At 62.2% G+C, this 18,216-nt stretch carries 18 protein-coding genes; 15 read left to right on the top strand and 3 right to left on the bottom strand.

Annotated features, from left to right (window positions below; translation table 11 throughout):
* Positions 1-3: 3 nt before the first annotated feature.
* Positions 4-777 (bottom strand): hypothetical protein, encoded by a 774-nt coding sequence (locus BM229_RS05570; RefSeq protein WP_093926641.1) that lies wholly within the window; start codon positions 775-777, stop codon positions 4-6.
* A gap of 793 nt (positions 778-1,570) precedes the next feature.
* Between BM229_RS05570 and mraZ the strand changes: the two genes are divergently transcribed.
* From mraZ to mraY, 7 genes are read left to right on the top strand one after another with little or no spacing between them, the layout of a single operon-like run.
* Complete coding sequence (gene mraZ, locus BM229_RS05560) at positions 1,571-2,062, top strand: division/cell wall cluster transcriptional repressor MraZ (protein WP_093926639.1); 492 nt, start codon at positions 1,571-1,573, stop codon at positions 2,060-2,062.
* Positions 2,063-2,066: 4 nt separating this feature from the next.
* Positions 2,067-3,050 carry a 16S rRNA (cytosine(1402)-N(4))-methyltransferase RsmH gene (rsmH, locus tag BM229_RS05555; RefSeq protein WP_093926638.1) on the top strand — a complete coding sequence of 328 codons (984 nt, stop codon included), beginning with the start codon at positions 2,067-2,069 and terminating at the stop codon, positions 3,048-3,050.
* A 3-nt stretch (positions 3,051-3,053) separates the two neighbouring features.
* Entirely contained in the window at positions 3,054-3,440 is a 387-nt protein-coding gene (ftsL, locus tag BM229_RS05550) for a cell division protein FtsL (protein WP_093926637.1), read from the top strand.
* On the top strand, positions 3,437-5,224 hold the full coding sequence (locus BM229_RS05545; RefSeq protein ID WP_093926636.1) for a peptidoglycan D,D-transpeptidase FtsI family protein: 1,788 nt from the start codon (positions 3,437-3,439) through the stop codon (positions 5,222-5,224). Before ftsL ends, BM229_RS05545 begins: the two co-directional genes overlap by 4 nt.
* Positions 5,225-5,236: 12 nt before the next feature.
* On the top strand, positions 5,237-6,718 hold the full coding sequence (locus BM229_RS05540; RefSeq protein WP_093926635.1) for a UDP-N-acetylmuramoyl-L-alanyl-D-glutamate--2,6-diaminopimelate ligase: 1,482 nt from the start codon (positions 5,237-5,239) through the stop codon (positions 6,716-6,718).
* A complete protein-coding gene (locus BM229_RS05535; protein ID WP_093926634.1) occupies positions 6,715-8,148 on the top strand; it encodes a UDP-N-acetylmuramoyl-tripeptide--D-alanyl-D-alanine ligase in 1,434 nt (477 codons plus the stop codon). Before BM229_RS05540 ends, BM229_RS05535 begins: the two co-directional genes overlap by 4 nt.
* Positions 8,149-8,187: 39 nt before the next feature.
* The gene (mraY, locus tag BM229_RS05530; RefSeq protein WP_093926633.1) at positions 8,188-9,270 is read left to right on the top strand and encodes a phospho-N-acetylmuramoyl-pentapeptide-transferase; all 1,083 of its coding nucleotides are present in this window, start codon (positions 8,188-8,190) and stop codon (positions 9,268-9,270) included.
* A 4-nt stretch (positions 9,271-9,274) separates the two neighbouring features.
* On the opposite strand, the gene BM229_RS05525 is transcribed toward mraY, so the two are convergent.
* On the bottom strand, positions 9,275-10,201 hold the full coding sequence (locus BM229_RS05525) for a glutaminase (RefSeq protein ID WP_093926632.1): 927 nt from the start codon (positions 10,199-10,201) through the stop codon (positions 9,275-9,277).
* A gap of 74 nt (positions 10,202-10,275) precedes the next feature.
* Here BM229_RS05525 and murD point away from each other — a divergent pair, with 74 nt between their 5' ends.
* A complete protein-coding gene (murD, locus tag BM229_RS05520) occupies positions 10,276-11,676 on the top strand; it encodes a UDP-N-acetylmuramoyl-L-alanine--D-glutamate ligase (protein WP_093926631.1) in 1,401 nt (466 codons plus the stop codon).
* An 8-nt stretch (positions 11,677-11,684) separates the two neighbouring features.
* On the opposite strand, the gene BM229_RS05515 is transcribed toward murD, so the two are convergent.
* Positions 11,685-12,860, bottom strand: coding sequence for a BaiN/RdsA family NAD(P)/FAD-dependent oxidoreductase (locus BM229_RS05515; RefSeq protein ID WP_093927228.1), 1,176 nt, complete (start codon positions 12,858-12,860; stop codon positions 11,685-11,687).
* A 111-nt stretch (positions 12,861-12,971) separates the two neighbouring features.
* On the opposite strand from BM229_RS05515, the gene BM229_RS05510 reads away from it, so the two are divergent.
* The 7 genes from BM229_RS05510 to BM229_RS05480 all read left to right on the top strand — a co-directional run bounded on the left by BM229_RS05510 (position 12,972) and on the right by BM229_RS05480 (position 18,183).
* Positions 12,972-13,499, top strand: a complete 528-nt coding sequence (locus tag BM229_RS05510) for a peroxiredoxin-like family protein (RefSeq protein ID WP_093926630.1) — start codon at positions 12,972-12,974, stop codon at positions 13,497-13,499.
* 171 nt (positions 13,500-13,670) lie between these two features.
* Positions 13,671-14,837, top strand: coding sequence for a putative lipid II flippase FtsW (ftsW, locus tag BM229_RS05505; protein ID WP_093926629.1), 1,167 nt, complete (start codon positions 13,671-13,673; stop codon positions 14,835-14,837).
* Entirely contained in the window at positions 14,837-15,961 is a 1,125-nt protein-coding gene (locus BM229_RS05500) for a UDP-N-acetylglucosamine--N-acetylmuramyl-(pentapeptide) pyrophosphoryl-undecaprenol N-acetylglucosamine transferase (RefSeq protein WP_093926628.1), read from the top strand. The genes ftsW and BM229_RS05500 overlap by 1 nt, the downstream gene beginning before the upstream one ends.
* The gene (murC, locus tag BM229_RS05495) at positions 15,958-17,376 is read left to right on the top strand and encodes a UDP-N-acetylmuramate--L-alanine ligase (RefSeq protein WP_093926627.1); all 1,419 of its coding nucleotides are present in this window, start codon (positions 15,958-15,960) and stop codon (positions 17,374-17,376) included. The genes BM229_RS05500 and murC overlap by 4 nt, the downstream gene beginning before the upstream one ends.
* A complete protein-coding gene (locus BM229_RS05490; RefSeq protein WP_093926626.1) occupies positions 17,373-17,624 on the top strand; it encodes a DUF2484 family protein in 252 nt (83 codons plus the stop codon). The genes murC and BM229_RS05490 overlap by 4 nt, the downstream gene beginning before the upstream one ends.
* Positions 17,621-17,887, top strand: coding sequence for a DUF2484 family protein (locus BM229_RS05485; RefSeq protein WP_093926625.1), 267 nt, complete (start codon positions 17,621-17,623; stop codon positions 17,885-17,887). The genes BM229_RS05490 and BM229_RS05485 overlap by 4 nt, the downstream gene beginning before the upstream one ends.
* A complete protein-coding gene (locus BM229_RS05480) occupies positions 17,884-18,183 on the top strand; it encodes a hypothetical protein (protein WP_093926624.1) in 300 nt (99 codons plus the stop codon). Before BM229_RS05485 ends, BM229_RS05480 begins: the two co-directional genes overlap by 4 nt.
* Positions 18,184-18,216 lie beyond the last annotated feature (33 nt).

The following is an 18,216-nucleotide window of genomic DNA, read 5'->3' as shown; positions in this document are numbered from 1 at the left end:
GGCTTAGCCCAGCTCGCGCCCTTCGATCAGGTGGCCATACAGCGTTGTCAGCATCGAGACGAAGACAAGCCCCTCTATAAGATAGAGCACTGAATCCAGCATCAGGCGCAGGCCGGGGTCGGCGGGGAGCAGCATGCCCGCGATAACCCCTAATAGTGTATTCACCACAGCCAGCAGCACGGCCAGCGCCCATAGCGTGCGCGATAGCGGTTCGGTCGCGCGCCAGCTTTCGCTTACTGCCATGACGTGACCCATGGCCGCTGCGGGCAGCACAAGGCTAAGCCGCAGCGCCAGCCACAGAAAGGCCACGCCCGCTACCAGCCCGATCAGCAGCAGTGCTACAGGGCTTGAGCCGGTGAGGCCGCCAACCAACAGCATGGCAATCCCGATGGGGATCGCAGCAAGGAACTGCACAAAGCCCAACACTATGGCGCGCCAAACGTAGCTCCAAAACAGCCGCGCGCCCGGGCGTACCTCTGCCCCTGTGGCGTCACGGTCAAGCAGGACATGGCGATGCCAGAGCACAGCCATCAGCGCATAGCCCAAGATGCCAGCAAGACCGCAAGCGATCAAAATTAGCAGCTGATCCGTTGGTGGCGGGGCGGCACGGTCTATCACTTGATCCATCGCGCCCAATGCATCACCTGCCAGCACGCCTGCCACGGCTGCTGCCCCCATGACCCAGAAAACTGCTGGCAAGATTACCCGCAGTGTCGTGGCTGGCGCATGAAACAACATATTCAGCGCGTGCGTAAAAAGAGCTGTGGCTTGGATCATGATGCACTCCTCCGATTTGCGGCACTACATGGCGCGGGCGTGGCGAAAGAACAAGATGCAGCTACGCGATCTGGGAGGTTCCGCTGGGAAAGCATGGGTGGGCGGGACAACATGGGAAATGTCGCGGGAGTACATGGGAAGTCTGGGAAATGATGGGCCAGCCATGGCCTGCTGGAGGGAATTGCCGATTCGCAGGCGTGGGAATGGGCGTTGATTTTGTCGACTGATCCAGCGACTCTGGCGAAAGTTGCAGAACAGGCAACGAACACGCCCTGTGGATAACTATGTGTGCAAAATTTGGTGGGAAACCGTGGGACATTATGCAGGCGTCAAGCTGGCAACAATATCTTGTGTTGTTTGTTCAAATTTCATCTAATTGAGCCATTTTCCGCTCAGAAAGTTATACCAGATGTTGTTCCCACACCCTGTGCAAAACAAAATATTGCGCCGATTTTCAAAAAAATTGTAGACGCCCATCAATTCCCATGGCATCCCTTGTTCATCGGATGAGAACGGGACACGGGGCAGCAAACGACCCCAAAAATAAAACAAAACCTAGCAGGTTTCATACAGGCACCTCGCTTTCATCAGACCAAAGAGATCCGGCGCGTGAGCGAGCAGACATCCCCCCAGGTGGCGCGCGCAGTCGGACTTCCCCGCCAAGCTGCGGGACGTGGGCGGCGGGTTGATCAGTGGCAGCAGATCAACCCGCCGTTTCCATTTCCAGGCAGCGATTTTCGGATCAGGGCGGACAACGAATTAAGCGCAAAGGCGCAAGAGGCAGGGACAGAACGTGAGCCGCAGGTTCAGAGGCGAGAGCCAACACAAGGTCGATACGAAGGGGCGGGTGTCTATCCCAGCCTCTTTTCGGCGTGTGTTGGAGGCTGGCGATCCGAACTGGAAAAACGGCGACAATCCCGAACTGGTCATTGTTTATGGCGACCAGCGCCGCAACTACCTTGAATGCTACACCATGGAAGCCATCGAAGAGGTCGACGCCAAGATCGACCGCATGCCGCGTGGCTCCATGCAGCGTAAGGCGCTTCAGCGTCTGTTCCACGGCCAGTCTTTCCCGACCACGGTAGATGAGACAGGCCGTTTGGTGCTGCCCGCCAAGCTGCGCAACAAAATTGAACTCAACGGCGAGGCGTTCTTTATCGCTGCCGGTGACACCTTCCAGATTTGGAAGCCCGAAACCTACGAGACCGAGGAAGAAGCATGGCAGCAAGAGCTGCCGGATGATGTCGATCCGCTCTCGTTCCTTGATGGTGATATGGAGGTCTGACGGAATGGTTGCTGCCTCTAACCCTTCCGCCCCTCACACCCCCGTTCTGCTGCGTCCTATCCTGAGCGCCGTGGCGCCCGTGGAAGGGGTCTGGCTTGACGGTACTTTTGGTGCGGGCGGCTATACCCGTGGTTTTCTAGAAGCCGGCGCCGCGCGTGTGATCGCGGTGGACCGTGACCCTCTGGCGTTCGAGATGGCAGCGGAATGGGCCGGAGACTACGGCGACCGCATCACCATGCAACAGGGAGTCTTCTCACGCATGGATGAATATGCCCAAGACCTCGACGGCGTGGTGCTGGATCTCGGCGTTTCCTCCATGCAACTCGATCAAGCGGAGCGTGGCTTTTCCTTTATGAAGGACGGCCCGCTCGACATGCGGATGAGCCAAGACGGCCCGTCGGCGGCGGACCTGGTCAATGAGGCTGAAGAAGAGGTCATCGCCAATATCCTCTTCCAATACGGCGAAGAGCGCGCAAGCCGCCGCATTGCCAAGTCGATTGTCCGCGCACGGGAAGATGCGCCGATTACCACCACGTTAGAATTGGCCAAGCTGGTCGAAGGCTGTCTGCCGCGCTCGAAACCCGGCCAGAGCCATCCCGCTACCCGCAGTTTCCAAGCGCTGCGCATCGCAGTGAACAATGAATACGGCGAGCTGTTTCAGGGGCTTATGGCCGCTGAACGCGCGCTAAAGCCGGGCGGCAAACTGGCCGTGGTGACCTTTCATTCGGTCGAGGATCGCATGGTCAAACGCTTTCTCACCGCGCGTGCCGGGGCCGGGGGCAACGCCAACCGTTTCGCCCCTGCGCTGGAGCAAGAAGCGCCGCAGTTTACACTGAAATCGCGCAAGGCCATCGGGCCTGACGCGCTGGAATTGGATGAAAACCCGCGCAGCCGCTCGGCCAAGCTACGGGTCGCCACGCGCACCGATGCGCCCAGTGGCGAGATTGACGCGAAATCCATCGGCATGCCGATGGTCAGGGGGATCTGAGAGATGCGCACGGTGATGTATATCCTCACCACCATTGCCGTGGTTGGTTTGGCCTTCTGGGCGTACCGCGAGAATTACGCGACCCAGCAGGCACTGAGCGATGCTGACAGGCTGCATGCCAATATCCGCGCCACCCATGCCCGTCTGGCTGTCCTACGCGCCGAATGGGCGTTCCAAAACCGCCCCGACCGGCTGCGCGATCTGGCCGACCTGAACTTTGACCGTCTGGGCCTGCTGCCGCTGCACCCCGGCCAGTTCGGTCAGGTCGATCAAGTGGCCTATCCGCAGCCGCCATCCGAACTGCTGCCGATCACCGATCCTGTGGATGTCTCGACCATGAATTACGACGCGCTTGCTGGCGCGGATGAGTCCGAGGAGGACTTCGAATGATCCGCACCCCGCTCCGCCCTCTGGCCCGTATCCTTGACGCCCGCGAAAAGGGTGAAAATCCCGATGCGATCGAGCGTGAGAACAAGCGCATCCGGCATGAGCAGATGCGCGACAAGGCCCGGATGCGCGCCGAGGGGCGGCTTTTGGTGCTGGGGGTTTGCTTCCTCTGTGCCTTCACCGTGATCGGCGGGCGCATGGGTCTGCTGGCGATGTCAGAGCCGTCCGAGCCGCGCGGCCATGCGCCGGGGGCCGTGATCTCGGCCTCCCGCGCCGACATCACAGACCGCAACGGCAACCTGCTGGCGACGAACTTTGAGACCCACGCGCTCTACGCGCAGCCACGCCATTTGATCGACCCCGAAGTGGCCGCGAAAAAGCTGGTCAAAATCTTTCCCGACCTGAAAGAAGACCGCCTGATCAAAGATTTCACAGGAAAGCGTAAGTTCCTGTGGATAAAAAAGAAAATCAGCCCAGAGCAGATGCAGGCCGTGCATGACATTGGCGATCCGGGGCTGCTGTTCGCGCCGCGCGACATGCGCCTTTATCCCAACGGTTCGCTGGCCGCACATGTGCTCGGCGGGGCGAGTTACGGCAAGGAAGGCGTCCACGCCGCCGAAGTGATTGGCGTCGCAGGGGCCGAGAAATATTTCGACGACTACCTGCGCGACCCGGCCAATGGCGCGAAACCGCTGGAGCTGTCGCTTGACCTGACCGTGCAGGCGGCATCTGAGCGGGTGCTCTACGGCGGCATGAAGCTGATGAACGCCAAGGGTGCCACCAGCATTCTGATGGATGTGCACACTGGCGAAGTGATCTCGGTCGCGTCGCTGCCTGATTTCGACCCCAACAACCGCCCCCGTCCGCTGACCCAAGGCGATGCGTCTGACAGCCCGCTGTTTAACCGGTCGGTGCAGGGGGTTTACGAGCTTGGCTCGACCTTCAAGATCTTTGCCGCGGCTCAGGCGATCGAGTTGGGCCTGTTCAACGCCGACACGATCATCGACACCTCCGGCCCGATGAAGGTTGGCGGCTTCCGCATCGGTGAATTCCGCAACAAGAATTACGGCAAGCTGAGCGTTGCTGACATCATCGTGCATTCCTCGAACCGGGGCACAGGCCGGATGGCGTTGGAGATCGGCATTGAGCGACAGCAAGAGTTCTTGAAAAGCCTCGGTTTCTTTGAACCGACCCCCTTCGAAATCGTCGAAGCTTCTGGCGGGAAGCCACTGCTCCCGAGCCGCTGGACCGAGTTGTCGAGCGTCACAATCTCTTATGGTCACGGGCTGTCGAGCACACCGATGCACCTTGCCGCGGGCTATGCCGCCATCGCCAATGGCGGGCGCGTGGTGAAGCCCACGCTGCTGAAACAATCCGCCCCCCAACTCGGCCCCCGCGTCATGTCCGAAGAAACCGCAGCCCAAGCGCGGATGATGCTGCGCAAAGTCGTCACCGATGGCACGGCCAGCTTTGCCGAGGTGCCGGGCTATCAGATCGCGGGCAAGACCGGCACCGCCGACAAGCCCAAACCCACCGGGGGATATTACGAGGATAAGGTGATCAACACTTTCGCCAGCATCTTCCCCATCGATGACCCCAAATATGTGCTGATCGTCACGCTGGACGAACCTGTGGAAACCTCTGGCCCGAAACCGCGCCGCACGGCGGGTTGGACAGCTGTGCCCGTGGCCGCTGAAATGGTCCGCCGCATCGCACCATTGCTGGGCCTGCGCCCGGCTGTTGAACCGGTGAACGACGCTGTGCTAACGCTGACCAGCAGCAACTGAAAAGACATCTCTATGACCGACCGGGCCGTACCCCTTTCCTCCCTCGGGCTGACCGCGCGGGCGGGGGCCAACCCCATGATCACCGGGATCGCGGTCGACAGCCGCGAGGTGCGCGAGGGCACGCTCTTCGCCGCCATGCCGGGCAGCCGCGTGCATGGGGCAGAGTTCATTCAATACGCCCTGCGGATGGGCGCGGCGGCGGTGCTGACCGACGCGGCAGGGGCGAAACTCGCTGCCGAGGAATTGGCTGGCTCTGACGCGGCGCTGGTGGTCTCCGACTCCCCGCGCGAAGCGCTGGCGCGCACGGCGGCGCTGTGGTTCGGCGGCCAGCCCGCCACAATGATCGCCGTGACCGGCACCAACGGCAAAACCTCGGTCTCGACCTTCGTGCGCCAGATTTGGGTTGAGATGGGATTGCCTGCCGTGAACCTTGGCACCACCGGGGTAGAGGGCGCATGGGCCGCCCCCTTGGCCCATACCACGCCAGAGCCGATCACCTTGCACCGCACGCTGGCCGAAGCGGAGGCGAATGGCATCACCCATGCCGCGATGGAAGCGTCGAGCCACGGGCTCGACCAGCGGCGGCTGGATGGGGTGACGCTCAAGGCGGCGGGATTCACCAACTTCACCCAAGACCATCTTGATTACCACGAAACATTCGAGGCCTATTTCGCCGCCAAGGCCGCGCTTTTCGCCCGTGTCCTGCCCGAAGACGGCACGGCGGTCGTTAATATCGACGATGAAAAAGGCGTCGACATCGCCGCCATCGCCCGCGCGCGGGGGTGTGAGGTGATCACCGTGGGCCGCGACGGGGGCGATCTGCATCTGCAAGGCCAGCGGTTCGATGCCACGGGTCAAGACCTGCGCTTTAGCTGGCGCGGCAAGACCTATCAGAAGCGGCTCAATCTGATCGGTGGTTTTCAAGGCGATAACGTTTTGCTGGCCGCCGGGCTGGTCATCGCCTGCGGCGCCGATCCGCAAGAGGTCTTTGACACGCTGCCGCATCTTACCACCGTGCGGGGACGGATGCAGCTTGCCGCCACCCGCGACAATGGCGCGGCGGTGTTTGTGGACTACGCCCATACGCCCGATGCCGTGGCCACTGCCCTCGCGGCCATGCGCCCGCATGTCATGGGCCGGCTTGTTGCCATCGTCGGCGCGGGCGGGGACCGGGATCGGGCTAAGCGCCCTTTGATGGGGCAGGCAGCGACGGAAAATGCGGATATGGTCATCGTGACTGACGACAACCCGCGCAGCGAAGACCCGGCGAGCATCCGTGCCGCCGTGCTGGGCGGCGCACCCGACGCGATGGAGGTCGGCGACCGGGCCGAAGCCATCCTGCGCGGCGTCGATGCTTTGGAGCCGGGCGACGCGCTGCTCATCGCGGGCAAGGGGCATGAGACCGGGCAGACCGTTGGCGACGACGTGCTGCCTTTCGACGATGTGGAACAGGCCAGCGTGGCCGTGGCGGCACTGGACGGGAGACTGGCATGAGCCTTTGGACAGCGAGCGAAGCGGCGGAGGCCACGGGCGGGCAGGTGCAAGGCAATTGGACCTGCAACGGGGTTTCGATCGACACACGGACGCTGCAGCCCGGCGATCTCTTCGTCGCGCTGAAGGCCGCGCGGGACGGGCATGAGTTCGTGGCCCAAGCGCTCGATAAAGGGGCTGCTGCCGCGCTTGTGACCCATCTGCCCGACGGCGTCGCCGAGAATGCGCCGCTGCTGATCGTGGAGGATGTGCAGCAAGCGCTCGAAGCGCTTGGCCGGGCAGGGCGTGCGCGTCTGGGTCCGCAGGCCAAAGTGGCAGCGGTAACCGGTAGCGTCGGCAAGACCTCCACCAAGGAAATGCTGCTGGCGATCTTTGGCGATCAGGGCCGGGCGCATGCCAGCGTCGACAGCTACAACAACCACTGGGGTGTGCCGCTGACACTGGCACGGATGCCGCGCGACACGGATTACGCGGTGATCGAGATCGGCATGAACCACCCCGGAGAGATTGCACCCCTCGCCAAACAGGCGCGGCCCGACGCGGCGATGGTGACCAATGTCGCCGCCGTCCACCTCGAAGCCTTTAGGGATGTCGCCGCCATCGCGGTGGAGAAGGCTAGCATCTTTGACGGCATGGAACCGGGCGGCGTGGCGGTGATCAACGCCGACCATGAACATAGCGATATCGTGCTCGACAAGGCGCTGGAACGGGGCCTGCGCGAGACCACCTTTGGTCAAGCGGGCCATCACTACAAGCTCGGCGAGGTCAAGGTGCAGGGCGATGCCACCGTGGCTCAGGCCGAGGTCGAAGGCGCGCCGCTGATCTTCAAGATCGCCACACCGGGGCGGCATTTTGCGATGAACGCGCTTGGCGCGCTGGCGGTGGCCGAAGCGCTTGGCGCGGATCGGGCGCTGGCGGTGCAATCGCTGGGCCGCTGGTCGCCCTATGCCGGGCGCGGTGTGCGCGAACGTATTTTGCTGGATACCGTCGATACCCATTTGGCGCTGGAGCTGATCGACGACAGCTATAACGCCAACCCGACCTCCATGGCCGCGGCACTTGAAGTGCTGGCGGCCTCGGAAGTCACCCATGACATTGGGCGCGTCAGCAAGGGGCGGCGGATTGCCTTTGTCGGCGACATGAAAGAACTCGGCCCCGAGGCGTTGGCGTTGCACGCGGGGCTGGCCGATCTTGAGGCCACCCGCGCGCTCGACGTGGTGCATTGCGTCGGCCCGTTGATGAAAGCCTTCTACGACAACCTGCCCGAACACCAGCGTGGCGATTGGACAGAAACCGCCGAAGAGATGTTGCAAGGTCTCCGCAGTCGTCTTGATTCCGGCGATGTCGTGCTGATCAAAGGGTCGCTTTCGATGAAGCTGGGCGGTATTGTTGACGCCATCCGCAAAATGGGCCATCCGGTCCCGACCGCCTGATTGGCGATTCACCCCACATGATGAGTTAGGACGCGATATATGCTCTATTGGTTGACGCTGCTGTCTGATGGCGGCGATTTTTTTAACCTGTTTCGCTATATCACCTTCCGCGCGGGCGGGGCGTTTCTAACGGCGTTGATCTTTGGTTTTCTCTTCGGCAAGCCGCTGATCGAAGTGCTGCGTAAGCGGCAGGGCAAGGGCCAACCCATTCGGGATGACGGCCCCGAAGGGCATTTCGCCAAGGCGGGCACGCCCACCATGGGCGGGCTGCTGATCGTTGGCGCGCTACTGACCTCAACCCTGCTTTGGGCGCGGCTCGACAATCCATATATCTGGCTCGTGCTGTTTGTAACCATGAGCTTTGCCGCCATCGGTTACGCCGACGATCACGCCAAGGTCAGCAAACAGAACACGGACGGTGTGCCGGGCAAAGTGCGGCTTTTGCTGGGCTTTCTGATTGCGGGCATCGCAGGCTACTGGGCGGCGCAGTACCACCCGGCAGAGTTGCAGTACCAATTGGCGATGCCGGTTTTCAAAGATACGCTGATCAACCTCGGCGTTCTGTTTGTGCCGTTTGCGATCATCGTGATCGTGGGCTCGGCCAATGCGGTGAACCTGACTGATGGGCTTGACGGTTTGGCGATCATGCCGGTGATGATCGCCGCCGGTGCGCTTGGCGTCATTGCCTATGCCGTGGGCCGGGTGGACTTTACCGAATACCTCGACGTGCACTACGTCCCCGGCACCGGGGAAATCCTGATCTTCACCGCCGGTCTCTTTGGCGGTGGCCTTGGCTTTCTGTGGTACAACGCGCCGCCAGCCGCCGTCTTCATGGGCGACACGGGCTCATTGGCGCTCGGCGGCGCTTTGGGTGCGATTGCCGTGGCGACGAAACACGAGCTGGTGTTGGCGGTCGTCGGCGGGCTTTTCGTGGTCGAGGCGCTGTCGGTCATCGTGCAGGTGCTCTACTTCAAACGCACCGGCAAACGGGTCTTCCTGATGGCGCCGATCCACCACCACTATGAGAAGAAGGGCTGGGCCGAGCCGCAGATCGTGATCCGCTTCTGGATCATCTCGCTGATCCTCGCCCTGCTGGGGCTGGCGACGCTCAAGGTGCGCTAAGCGCCTAGAAGATCGACCAATCCATGTGACGTGCCAAAAGGGCCAGTGCTTCGGTGCCCTTTTGGCTGTTGCCATAACGGTTCAACCCCGGCGACCAGACCGCAATGCTGGCGCGGCCCGGCACGATGGCCAAGATCCCCCCACCCACACCGGATTTGCCCGGCAGGCCGACACGGTAGGCGAAATCGCCTGAGCCATCGTAGTGCCCGCAGGTCAGCATCAGCGCATTGAGCCGTCGGATGCGGCTGGGGGCCACCAGTCGCAGCACATCGGGGGCTTCGATCAGAAAACGGCCCGCCATCGCCAGTTGCTCCACCGTCATCTCCATCGCGCAGTGGTGGAAATAGGTGCCGAGCGTCCGCTCCGGCGCGTTGATGAGATTGCCATAGGATTTTAGGAAATGCGCCAGCGCGAAATTGCGGTGGCCAAAGTCGGTCTCTGACGCGGCGACGGTGTCGTTGATGTGAATGTCGTCCGTGCCCGCAGCCTCGCGCACGAAGCGCATGATCTCGGCCAGCGCCTCGCGCGGCTCGCGGTTGCCCAAGACTTCATCCGTGGTGACAATCGCGCCTGCGTTGATGAAGGGATTGCGCGGGCGGCCCTGTTCCTGCTCCAACTGCACGATGGAATTGAACGCCCGCCCCGAAGGTTCGCGCCCCACACGGTGCCACAGTTGGTCGCCCGACCGGCCAAGAGCGATGGCAAGTGTGAAGACCTTGGTGATCGACTGCACCGAGAACGGCACCTGCGTATCGCCGGCCACATGGCACTGGCCGTCTGCCGTCACCACCGCGATGCCGAACTGTGCCGGGTCCACCTTCGCCAGTTGCGGAATATAGGCCGCCACATCCCCCCAATGGTCGTCTTCGCGCATCATGTCATTGAGACGCGGCAACACATCGGAAAGGTCTGGTTTGGCGGGGCTGGACATCTATGGCGGCCTCTGGCTTGTGATAGGCGCATCATGCCCCCATTCTGGGGTCAACGGGTAGCAGGGGATTGCAGATGATTCCAGTACAGGGCTTGGAAGGCGCGCGCGTGGCGGTGCTGGGGTTGGGCCGCTCTGGCCTGAGCGCGGCACGCGCATTGCAGGCGGGCGGGGCCAAGGTTAGCTGTTGGGACGATGATCCGGCAGCACGCGCACGGGCCGAGCGGGAGGGGTTTTCCTGTGTTGACCTCAACAGCCCCGGCGCGCTCGACAAGATCACCCGGCTGATCGTCAGCCCCGGCATTCCGCACCTCTACCCCGCGCCGAACCCGGTGGTTGCCGCAGCTCTCGACGCAGGCGTGCCGGTGGACAATGACATCGGCCTGTTTTTCCAAAGCTTCGCCACGCTGGCATGGGATCACTACGATGTCGCGCCGCGCGTCGTGGCCGTGACCGGGTCGAACGGCAAATCCACCACTTCGGCGCTGATCCATCATATTCTGGAGCATGTCGGGCGGCCCTGCCAACTGGCAGGCAATATCGGGCGCGGGGTCTTGGACCTCGACCCTGCCGTGGACGGCGAGGTCGTGGTGCTGGAACTCAGCAGCTATCAGACCGAATTGGCGCGGGCGCTGACGCCCGATGTGGCGGTCTTTACCAATCTCAGCCCCGATCATCTGGACCGCCACGCGGGCATGGGGGGCTACTACGCGGCGAAACGTCGGCTGTTCTCCGAAGGCGGGCCAGACCGCGCAGTGATCGGTGTGGACGAAGCCGAGGGCCGTTTCCTTGCCGGGCAAATGAGCGAGGGACCAAGCGATGACCGGGTGATCCGCATCAGTGCGGAGACCAAACTCTCTGGCCCCGGCTGGCAGGTCTTTGCCAAAAAAGGGTTTTTGAGTGAATACCGCCGTGGCAAACAGGTCGGTTCAATTGACCTGCGCAGCATCCAAGGTTTGCCGGGTGCGCATAACCACCAGAATGCCTGTGCGGCCTATGCCGCCTGCCGCGCGCTTGGCCTCGCCCCGCGCGTGATTGAGGCGGCGTTTCACAGTTTCGGCGGCTTGCCGCACCGCAGCCAGACCGTGGCCGAAGCGCATGGCGTGCGCTACGTCAACGACAGCAAAGCCACCAATGTCGACAGCGCGGCCAAGGCGCTGGCGGCTTTCCGCAACATCCGCTGGATCTGCGGCGGGTTGGAGAAAGAGGGCGGGCTGAAAGGGCTGGCGGAGGCCCAAGGCGCGGTACGCAAGGCCTATGTCATTGGCCGCGAGGCCGCGCATTTCGCCATGCAATTGACGACCGAAGCCGAAGTCTGCGGCACGATGGAGAAAGCCGTGGCGCGGGCTGCGGCGGAGGCGGAAGAGGGCGATGTCGTCCTGCTGGCCCCGGCAGCGGCAAGTTTCGATCAATATGACAATTTCGAACGGCGCGGTGAGGATTTCGTGGCGCAGGTGCAGAAGGTTTTGGCGGAGTAGGGCGGGGCCTAGCTGCCAATCGCCCGCGCCGCTGCCATGCCCGACGACCACGCCCACTGGAAGTTATACCCGCCGAGCCAGCCGGTCACGTCCACCGCTTCGCCGATGAAATAGAGACCGGGCACGTCCTTCGCCGCCATGGTTTTGGACGAGAGCGCATCGGTGTCCACACCGCCTAGGGTCACTTCCGCCGTGCGGTAGCCTTCGGTACCGCCGGGGTGCAGTTGCCAGTTCTGCAGCGCCTCCACAAAGGCGATGAGCCGCGCGTCGGACCAATCCGCCAAGTTGCCCGAGAGGTCAAACTCTTGGCCTAAAAAGTCCACCAATCGCGAGGGCAGGTGCTGCGCGAGGATGGTGGTAAAGTTGCGCCGCCCCGCAAGTTGCCTCTGCTCGCGCAGGGCGTCCAACAGAGTGCCCTCGGGGGCAAGGTTGACCGTGATCGCTTCGCCCTCTTGCCAGTAGGACGACGCCTGCAAAACCGCGGGGCCAGAGAGGCCACGGTGAGTGAACAGCAGCGCCTCGTCAAAGCCATCGGTCCCAGCGGTGATACGGGCAGGGGTCGCCACACCGGCCAGCGGCGCAAAGCGGCCTTCGGCAAAGGTGAAAGGCACCAGACCGGCGCGCGTATCGGTCACCTTCAGGCCGAACAGACGCGCGATGTCATAGGCGATGCCGGTCGCGCCCATCTTGGGGATGGACTTCCCGCCGGTGGCGATCACAAGGTTACGTGCGGTAACTTTCGCTGTCTTATCCGGTGTTTGCAAATCAAAGGTAAAGTGCCCATCGACCTTCGCAAAATTGCTGGCGCTGCTCTGCAATTGCAGATCGACCCCGGCCTTTTGCATCAGCCCGCGCAGCATGGCGATGATCTCCTTCGCGCTGGTGTCGCAGAAGAGTTGGCCCAGCGTTTTCTCATGCCACGCGATGCCGTGGCGATCGACCAGTTCGATGAAATCCCATTGTGTGTAGCGTGCCAGCGCGGATTTTGCGAAATGCGGGTTCTGACTGAGAAACGCCTGCGGCTCGCAATACATATTGGTGAAATTGCACCGCCCGCCGCCCGAGATGCGGATTTTCTCGCCCGGCGCATTGGCATGGTCCACCACCAACACGCGCCCGCCCGCGTGGGCCGCGCACATCATGCCGGCGGCTCCGGCTCCGATGATGGCTGTATCAACTTGCATGGGCGCGCTCTGCCCGAATGCGCAGGCCCGGTCAAGAAGACGTGACAGCGGTTGCCCGATCACTGATGCGTCATAGTTGGGGAGCAGACGCAAATGTAACAGGAGCAGAGAATGACCAAATTGACCGCAGAACAAGATTTCCCGAAGATGGATGTGGCCAAACTCGGCGGCGGCACGCTGACTTTGGGCCAACCGCAAGAGGGGCGCGACTGGCAATTGGTGGTGGTCTATCGTGGCCTGCACTGCCCGATCTGCAAAAAGTACCTCGCCCAGTTGGAAAAGCTGCAAAGCCAGTTCCATGAGATCGGTGTGGATGTGATCGCCGTTTCGGGCGACCCCGAGGAAAAGGCAAAATCCATGGCCGAGGAAGACAACCTGACCCTGCCCATCGGCTATGATCTGAGCCTCGAACAAATGGCCGAACTTGGCCTTTACATCTCTGACCCGCGCAGCCCGCAGGAGACCGACCGGCCCTTCGCCGAACCAGCCACCTTTGTCATCAACGGCGAAGGAAAGCTGCAAATCATTGACATCTCGAACGCGCCCTTCGCCCGTCCCGAGTTGGAAGGCCTGCTAAACGGTCTCAAATTCGTTCGCGACAAAGGCTACCCGGTGCGCGGCACCCACAAGGCGGCCTGATGAGCAGCCTGATACGGTGATCTGATCGCCTAGCGGCGGGGCCCTGCACGGCCCCGCCGACCCCAGCCACTGCCATGGGGTGAAATGCACTAGCTTCATGTCGCAATTCGGGCTATTCTGCCCGGATGAGACCCCGCAAAGGGGCCGTTGAGGCAGTTAAGGCAGATACCCATGACAGAGATGGTCTATGGCGCGGTCCCGGTACGGGATGGTGAACCGATCCTTCCAAAATGGTGGCGTACGGTGGACCGCTGGGCATTGTCCTGCGTGTTGATCCTGTTTGCCGTTGGCATGTTGCTGGGGCTGGCTGCGTCGCCGCCCTTGGCCTCCAAAAACGGATTTGATGCCTTTCACTATGTGCAGCGACAGGCGTTCTTCGGCGGATTGGCCCTGGTGGCGATGCTGCTGACGTCGATGATGTCGCCCACGCTGGTGCGGCGTTTGGCTGTGCTGGGGTTTGTGCTTTCTTTCGTAGCGCTGGCGCTGTTGCCGTTCTTTGGCACCGATTTTGGCAAGGGCGCCACGCGTTGGTACTCGCTGGGGTTTGCATCGCTTCAGCCGTCGGAATTTCTGAAGCCGGGTTTCATGGTCGCCGCCGCGTGGATGATGGCCGCCGCGACCGAGATTAACGGACCTCCGGGGAAAACTTGGTCTTTTGCGCTGTGCATTTCCATTGTGCTGATGCTGGCGATGCAGCCTGACTTTGGCCAAGCCTGCCTTGTGCTCTTTGGTTGGGGCGTGATGTATTTCGTGGCCGGCGCGCCGATGGTGCTGCTGGTCGGCATGGCAGGGCTCGTTGTTCTGGCGGGCACCTTCGCCTACTCCAACTCCGAACACTTCGCGCGGCGTATCGACGGGTTTCTCAGCGTTGATGTCGATCCGACGACGCAGCTTGGCTATGCCACCAATGCCATCCGCGAGGGCGGATTGTTTGGCGTGGGCGTGGGTGAGGGCGAGGTGAAGTGGTCACTGCCCGATGCACATACCGACTTTATCATCGCCGTCGCCGCCGAGGAATATGGCCTTATTCTGGTCGTCTGCATCATTGCCCTATATACTGTTGTGGTCGTCCGTTCGCTGCTGCGTTTGGTGCGCGAGCGTGACCCCTTCATCCGGCTGGCCGGAACCGGGCTGGCCTGCACATTCGGAGTACAGGCGATGATTAACATGGGTGTGGCAGTGCGGCTTTTGCCTGCGAAAGGCATGACCTTGCCTTTCGTCAGCTACGGTGGGTCTTCAGTCATCGCCAGCGGCATTGCCGTGGGCATGCTCCTTGCCTTTACCCGCTCGCGCCCGCAGGGTGAGATCAGCGACATTCTGGGCCGGGGCCGCCGCTGATGGCCGCGCCATTGCTGATCATCGCCGCCGGGGGGACCGGCGGGCATATGTTTCCGGCGCAGGCCTTGGCCGAGGTGATGCTCAAGCGCGGCTGGCGGGTCAAGCTCAGCACCGATGCACGCGGTGCGCGCTATACCGGTGGCTTCCCCGAAGCAGTCGAGATCACCCAGATCAGCAGTGCTACCTTTGCGCGTGGTGGGGCCGCCGCCAAGGCGCTGGTGCCGTTTCGTATTGCTGCCGGTGTGCTGCGTGCGGGGCTGAACATGCTGCGAGACCGGCCTTCGGTCGTTGTCGGTTTTGGCGGCTATCCGTCGATCCCCGCCCTTGGGGCGGCTTGGGCGCTGCGGATGCCGCGCATGATCCACGAGCAGAACGGCATTCTAGGTCGCGTGAACGAGATTTTTGCCAAACGGGTACATGCAGTGGCCTGCGGCATCTGGCCCACCAAACTGCCCGAGGGCGTGCAGGGCTGGCATGTCGGTAATCCGGTGCGTTCGGCTGTGCTTGACCGCGCAGGGGCCGCCTATATCCCGCCCGGTGACTACCCGATGGAAGTGCTGGTGATGGGCGGCAGTCAAGGTGCGCGTATCCTTAGTGACGTGGTGCCCCCCGCGCTCGCCGCTTTGCCGATGAACATGATCCGCAATATCCGCGTCAGCCATCAGGCCCGCGACGAAGACGGCCAGCGGGTGGCGGATTACTATGCCGAGTCTGGCATCAGCGCCGATGTGCGCCCCTTCTTTGATGACGTGCCGCGCCGCATGTCCGAAGCGCAGCTGGTGATCAGCCGCTCTGGTGCGTCCAGCGTGGCGGACCTGTCGGTGATCGGGCGGCCTTCGATCCTGATCCCCTTTGCCGCTGCCGCAGGGGACCATCAAACCGCCAATGCCCGTGGTCTGGTTGAGGCCGGTGCCGCGATTATGGTGCCCGAAAGCAAGGCCAATCCTGAAATCATGACCGACCAAATTCTCGCGGTGTTGGAGATGCCCCAAGGGGCGTTGCAGATGGCGCGAGCCGCCCTTTCGGTCGGCAAACCCGACGCGGCTGAAACACTGGCTGATATGGTTGAACATCTTGGCGCCCAAGGCACGCTGACCCCCGCAGAAGAGGAACATCCCAAATGAACGCCGCCGCCACCAAATTGCCGACCGATGTCGGCCCGATCCATTTTGTCGGCATTGGCGGTATCGGCATGTCGGGCATCGCTGAAGTCTTGTTGAACCACGGCTACCGGGTGCAGGGGTCTGATCTCAAAGCGACCAAAATCACCGTGCGACTGGCCGAACTTGGGGCAAAGATTTTCGAAGGCCAAGCGGCCGAGAATATCGAGGGGGCCGCGGTGGTCGTGATCTCTTCGGCGATCAAACCGGGCAATGCAGAGCTTGACGCCGCGCGGCGCGCGGGTCTTCCAGTGGTACGTCGGGCCGAAATGCTGGCCGAGTTGATGCGTCTGAAGTCCAATATCGCCGTGGCAGGCACCCACGGCAAAACCACCACGACCACGCTGGTGGCCGAACTGCTGGTCGCGGGCGGCATCGACCCCACAGTGGTAAACGGCGGCATCATCCATGCCTATGGCTCCAACGCGCGAATGGGGCAGGGCGAATGGATGGTGGTTGAGGCCGACGAAAGCGACGGCACCTTCAACCGGCTGCCCGCAACCATCGCCATCGTCACCAATATCGACCCCGAGCATATGGAGCATTGGGGAGATTTTGACACGCTGCGGCAGGGTTTTTTGAACTTCGTCTCAAACATCCCCTTCTATGGTCTGGCGGTTTGTTGCACCGACCACCCGGAAGTGCAGGCTTTGGTGGGCAAGCTCACAGATCGCCGCGTTATGACCTATGGCTTTAACGCGCAGGCGGATGTGCGTGCTGTGGGTTTGCATTACAAAGACGGGGTCGCGCATTTTGATGTGCATCTGCAATCCGAAGACATGGTGATTGAGAACTGCGCCCTGCCAATGCCGGGGGATCACAACGTCTCTAACGCGCTGGCGGCGGTGACCGTGGCGCGACACCTTGGCATGAAGTTGGAATTAATCCGTACCGCTTTGGGCAGCTTTGGTGGGGTGAATCGTCGCTTTACCCGTGTGGGCGAGGTGGATGGCGTTACGATCATTGACGACTATGGCCACCACCCAGTTGAGATTAATGCCGTCCTCAAGGCCGCGCGGCAGGCCAGCGAGGGGCGCGTGATCGCGGTTCATCAGCCGCACCGCTACTCGCGCCTAAGCCATCACTTCGACGAATTCTGCGCCTGTTTCAACGATGCCGATGTGGTGGGCATCGCCGATGTCTATGCCGCCGGCGAAGAGCCCATTCCCGGTGCCGACCGCGACGGGCTGGTCGCCGGGCTGATCCAGCACGGGCATCGGCACGCCTATGCGGTCGAGGATGCCGAGGCACTGACGCGATTGGTTCTGCGCGAGGCGCGACCCGGTGATATGGTCGTCTGTCTTGGCGCAGGCACGATCAGCGCATGGGCCAATGATCTGCCGGAGGCGCTGCGCGCCGCCAAGGGGGCCGGGGCATGACTTTGGTTTGGCTGTCGATCCTTTGGGTCTTCGCCGCCGTGACCGTGGCTATGCTGCCTCTGCGCTCCCAGTACCTGCCGGGGGTGATCTTGCTGATCGCGGCCCCGGCTTTGATCATCGCCATCGGGGTAACTCATTCGTGGGCGTTTGCGCTGCTGGCGCTTTTGGCGTTCCTTTCAATGTTCCGTAATCCGCTACGCTACCTTTGGGCGCGTCTGCGCGGCCAAAAGTCGGAGCTGCCGAAATGAGCCTATCCCTTATCCTGGCCTGTTTGTGGTTTGTGGTTGCCAATGTGCTGGCCATGACACCCAGCAAAGATTTCCATTGGCGGAGCGCCTATTTACTGATCGTTGTGGGGATCCCCATCGTTGGCTTTGTTACCGCGCAACATGGCCCTTGGCTGGGCCTGTTGGTTTTGGCGGGAGGCTGTTCGGTTCTGCGATGGCCCGTGATCTATTTCGCGCGCTGGTTGCGCCGTGGGGCAGGGCGGGTCAAAGGGCCGGCAGAGTGACCCTGACGCCTACACTCGTGGCGTTGCTGGCTGTTTTTGCGCTGTGGCTGATCGCGTGCATCTGGGCTGGCTTTCGCGCTCGGGTGCTGTGGTTTGTTATCGTGCTGGTGATTGGTCTGTCGCTCAACGCCCTTTGGATGGTGTTTGGGCTGAATGCGCGGGTGTTTGAGCCGCATGCGCTATTGGCGCAGCTGTCGGTCGTGCTGTACGCAGTGGGCGGTTTCGGGCTGGGCTGGCTGCTGGGCCGCTTGGTAACGCGGTGGCGCGAAAGCCGCGTTGATCCCCCGCGCTCTTGATACTTTGCTCTGTCGTGCAAATGGGCTAAGTCC

The organism is Sulfitobacter dubius (assembly GCF_900113435.1).
In the GTDB taxonomy this organism is placed as follows: Bacteria; Pseudomonadota; Alphaproteobacteria; order Rhodobacterales; family Rhodobacteraceae; genus Sulfitobacter; species Sulfitobacter dubius.
Note: the sequence above shows the minus strand (reverse complement) of the source record. Positions and strands in the feature narration are given on the sequence as shown.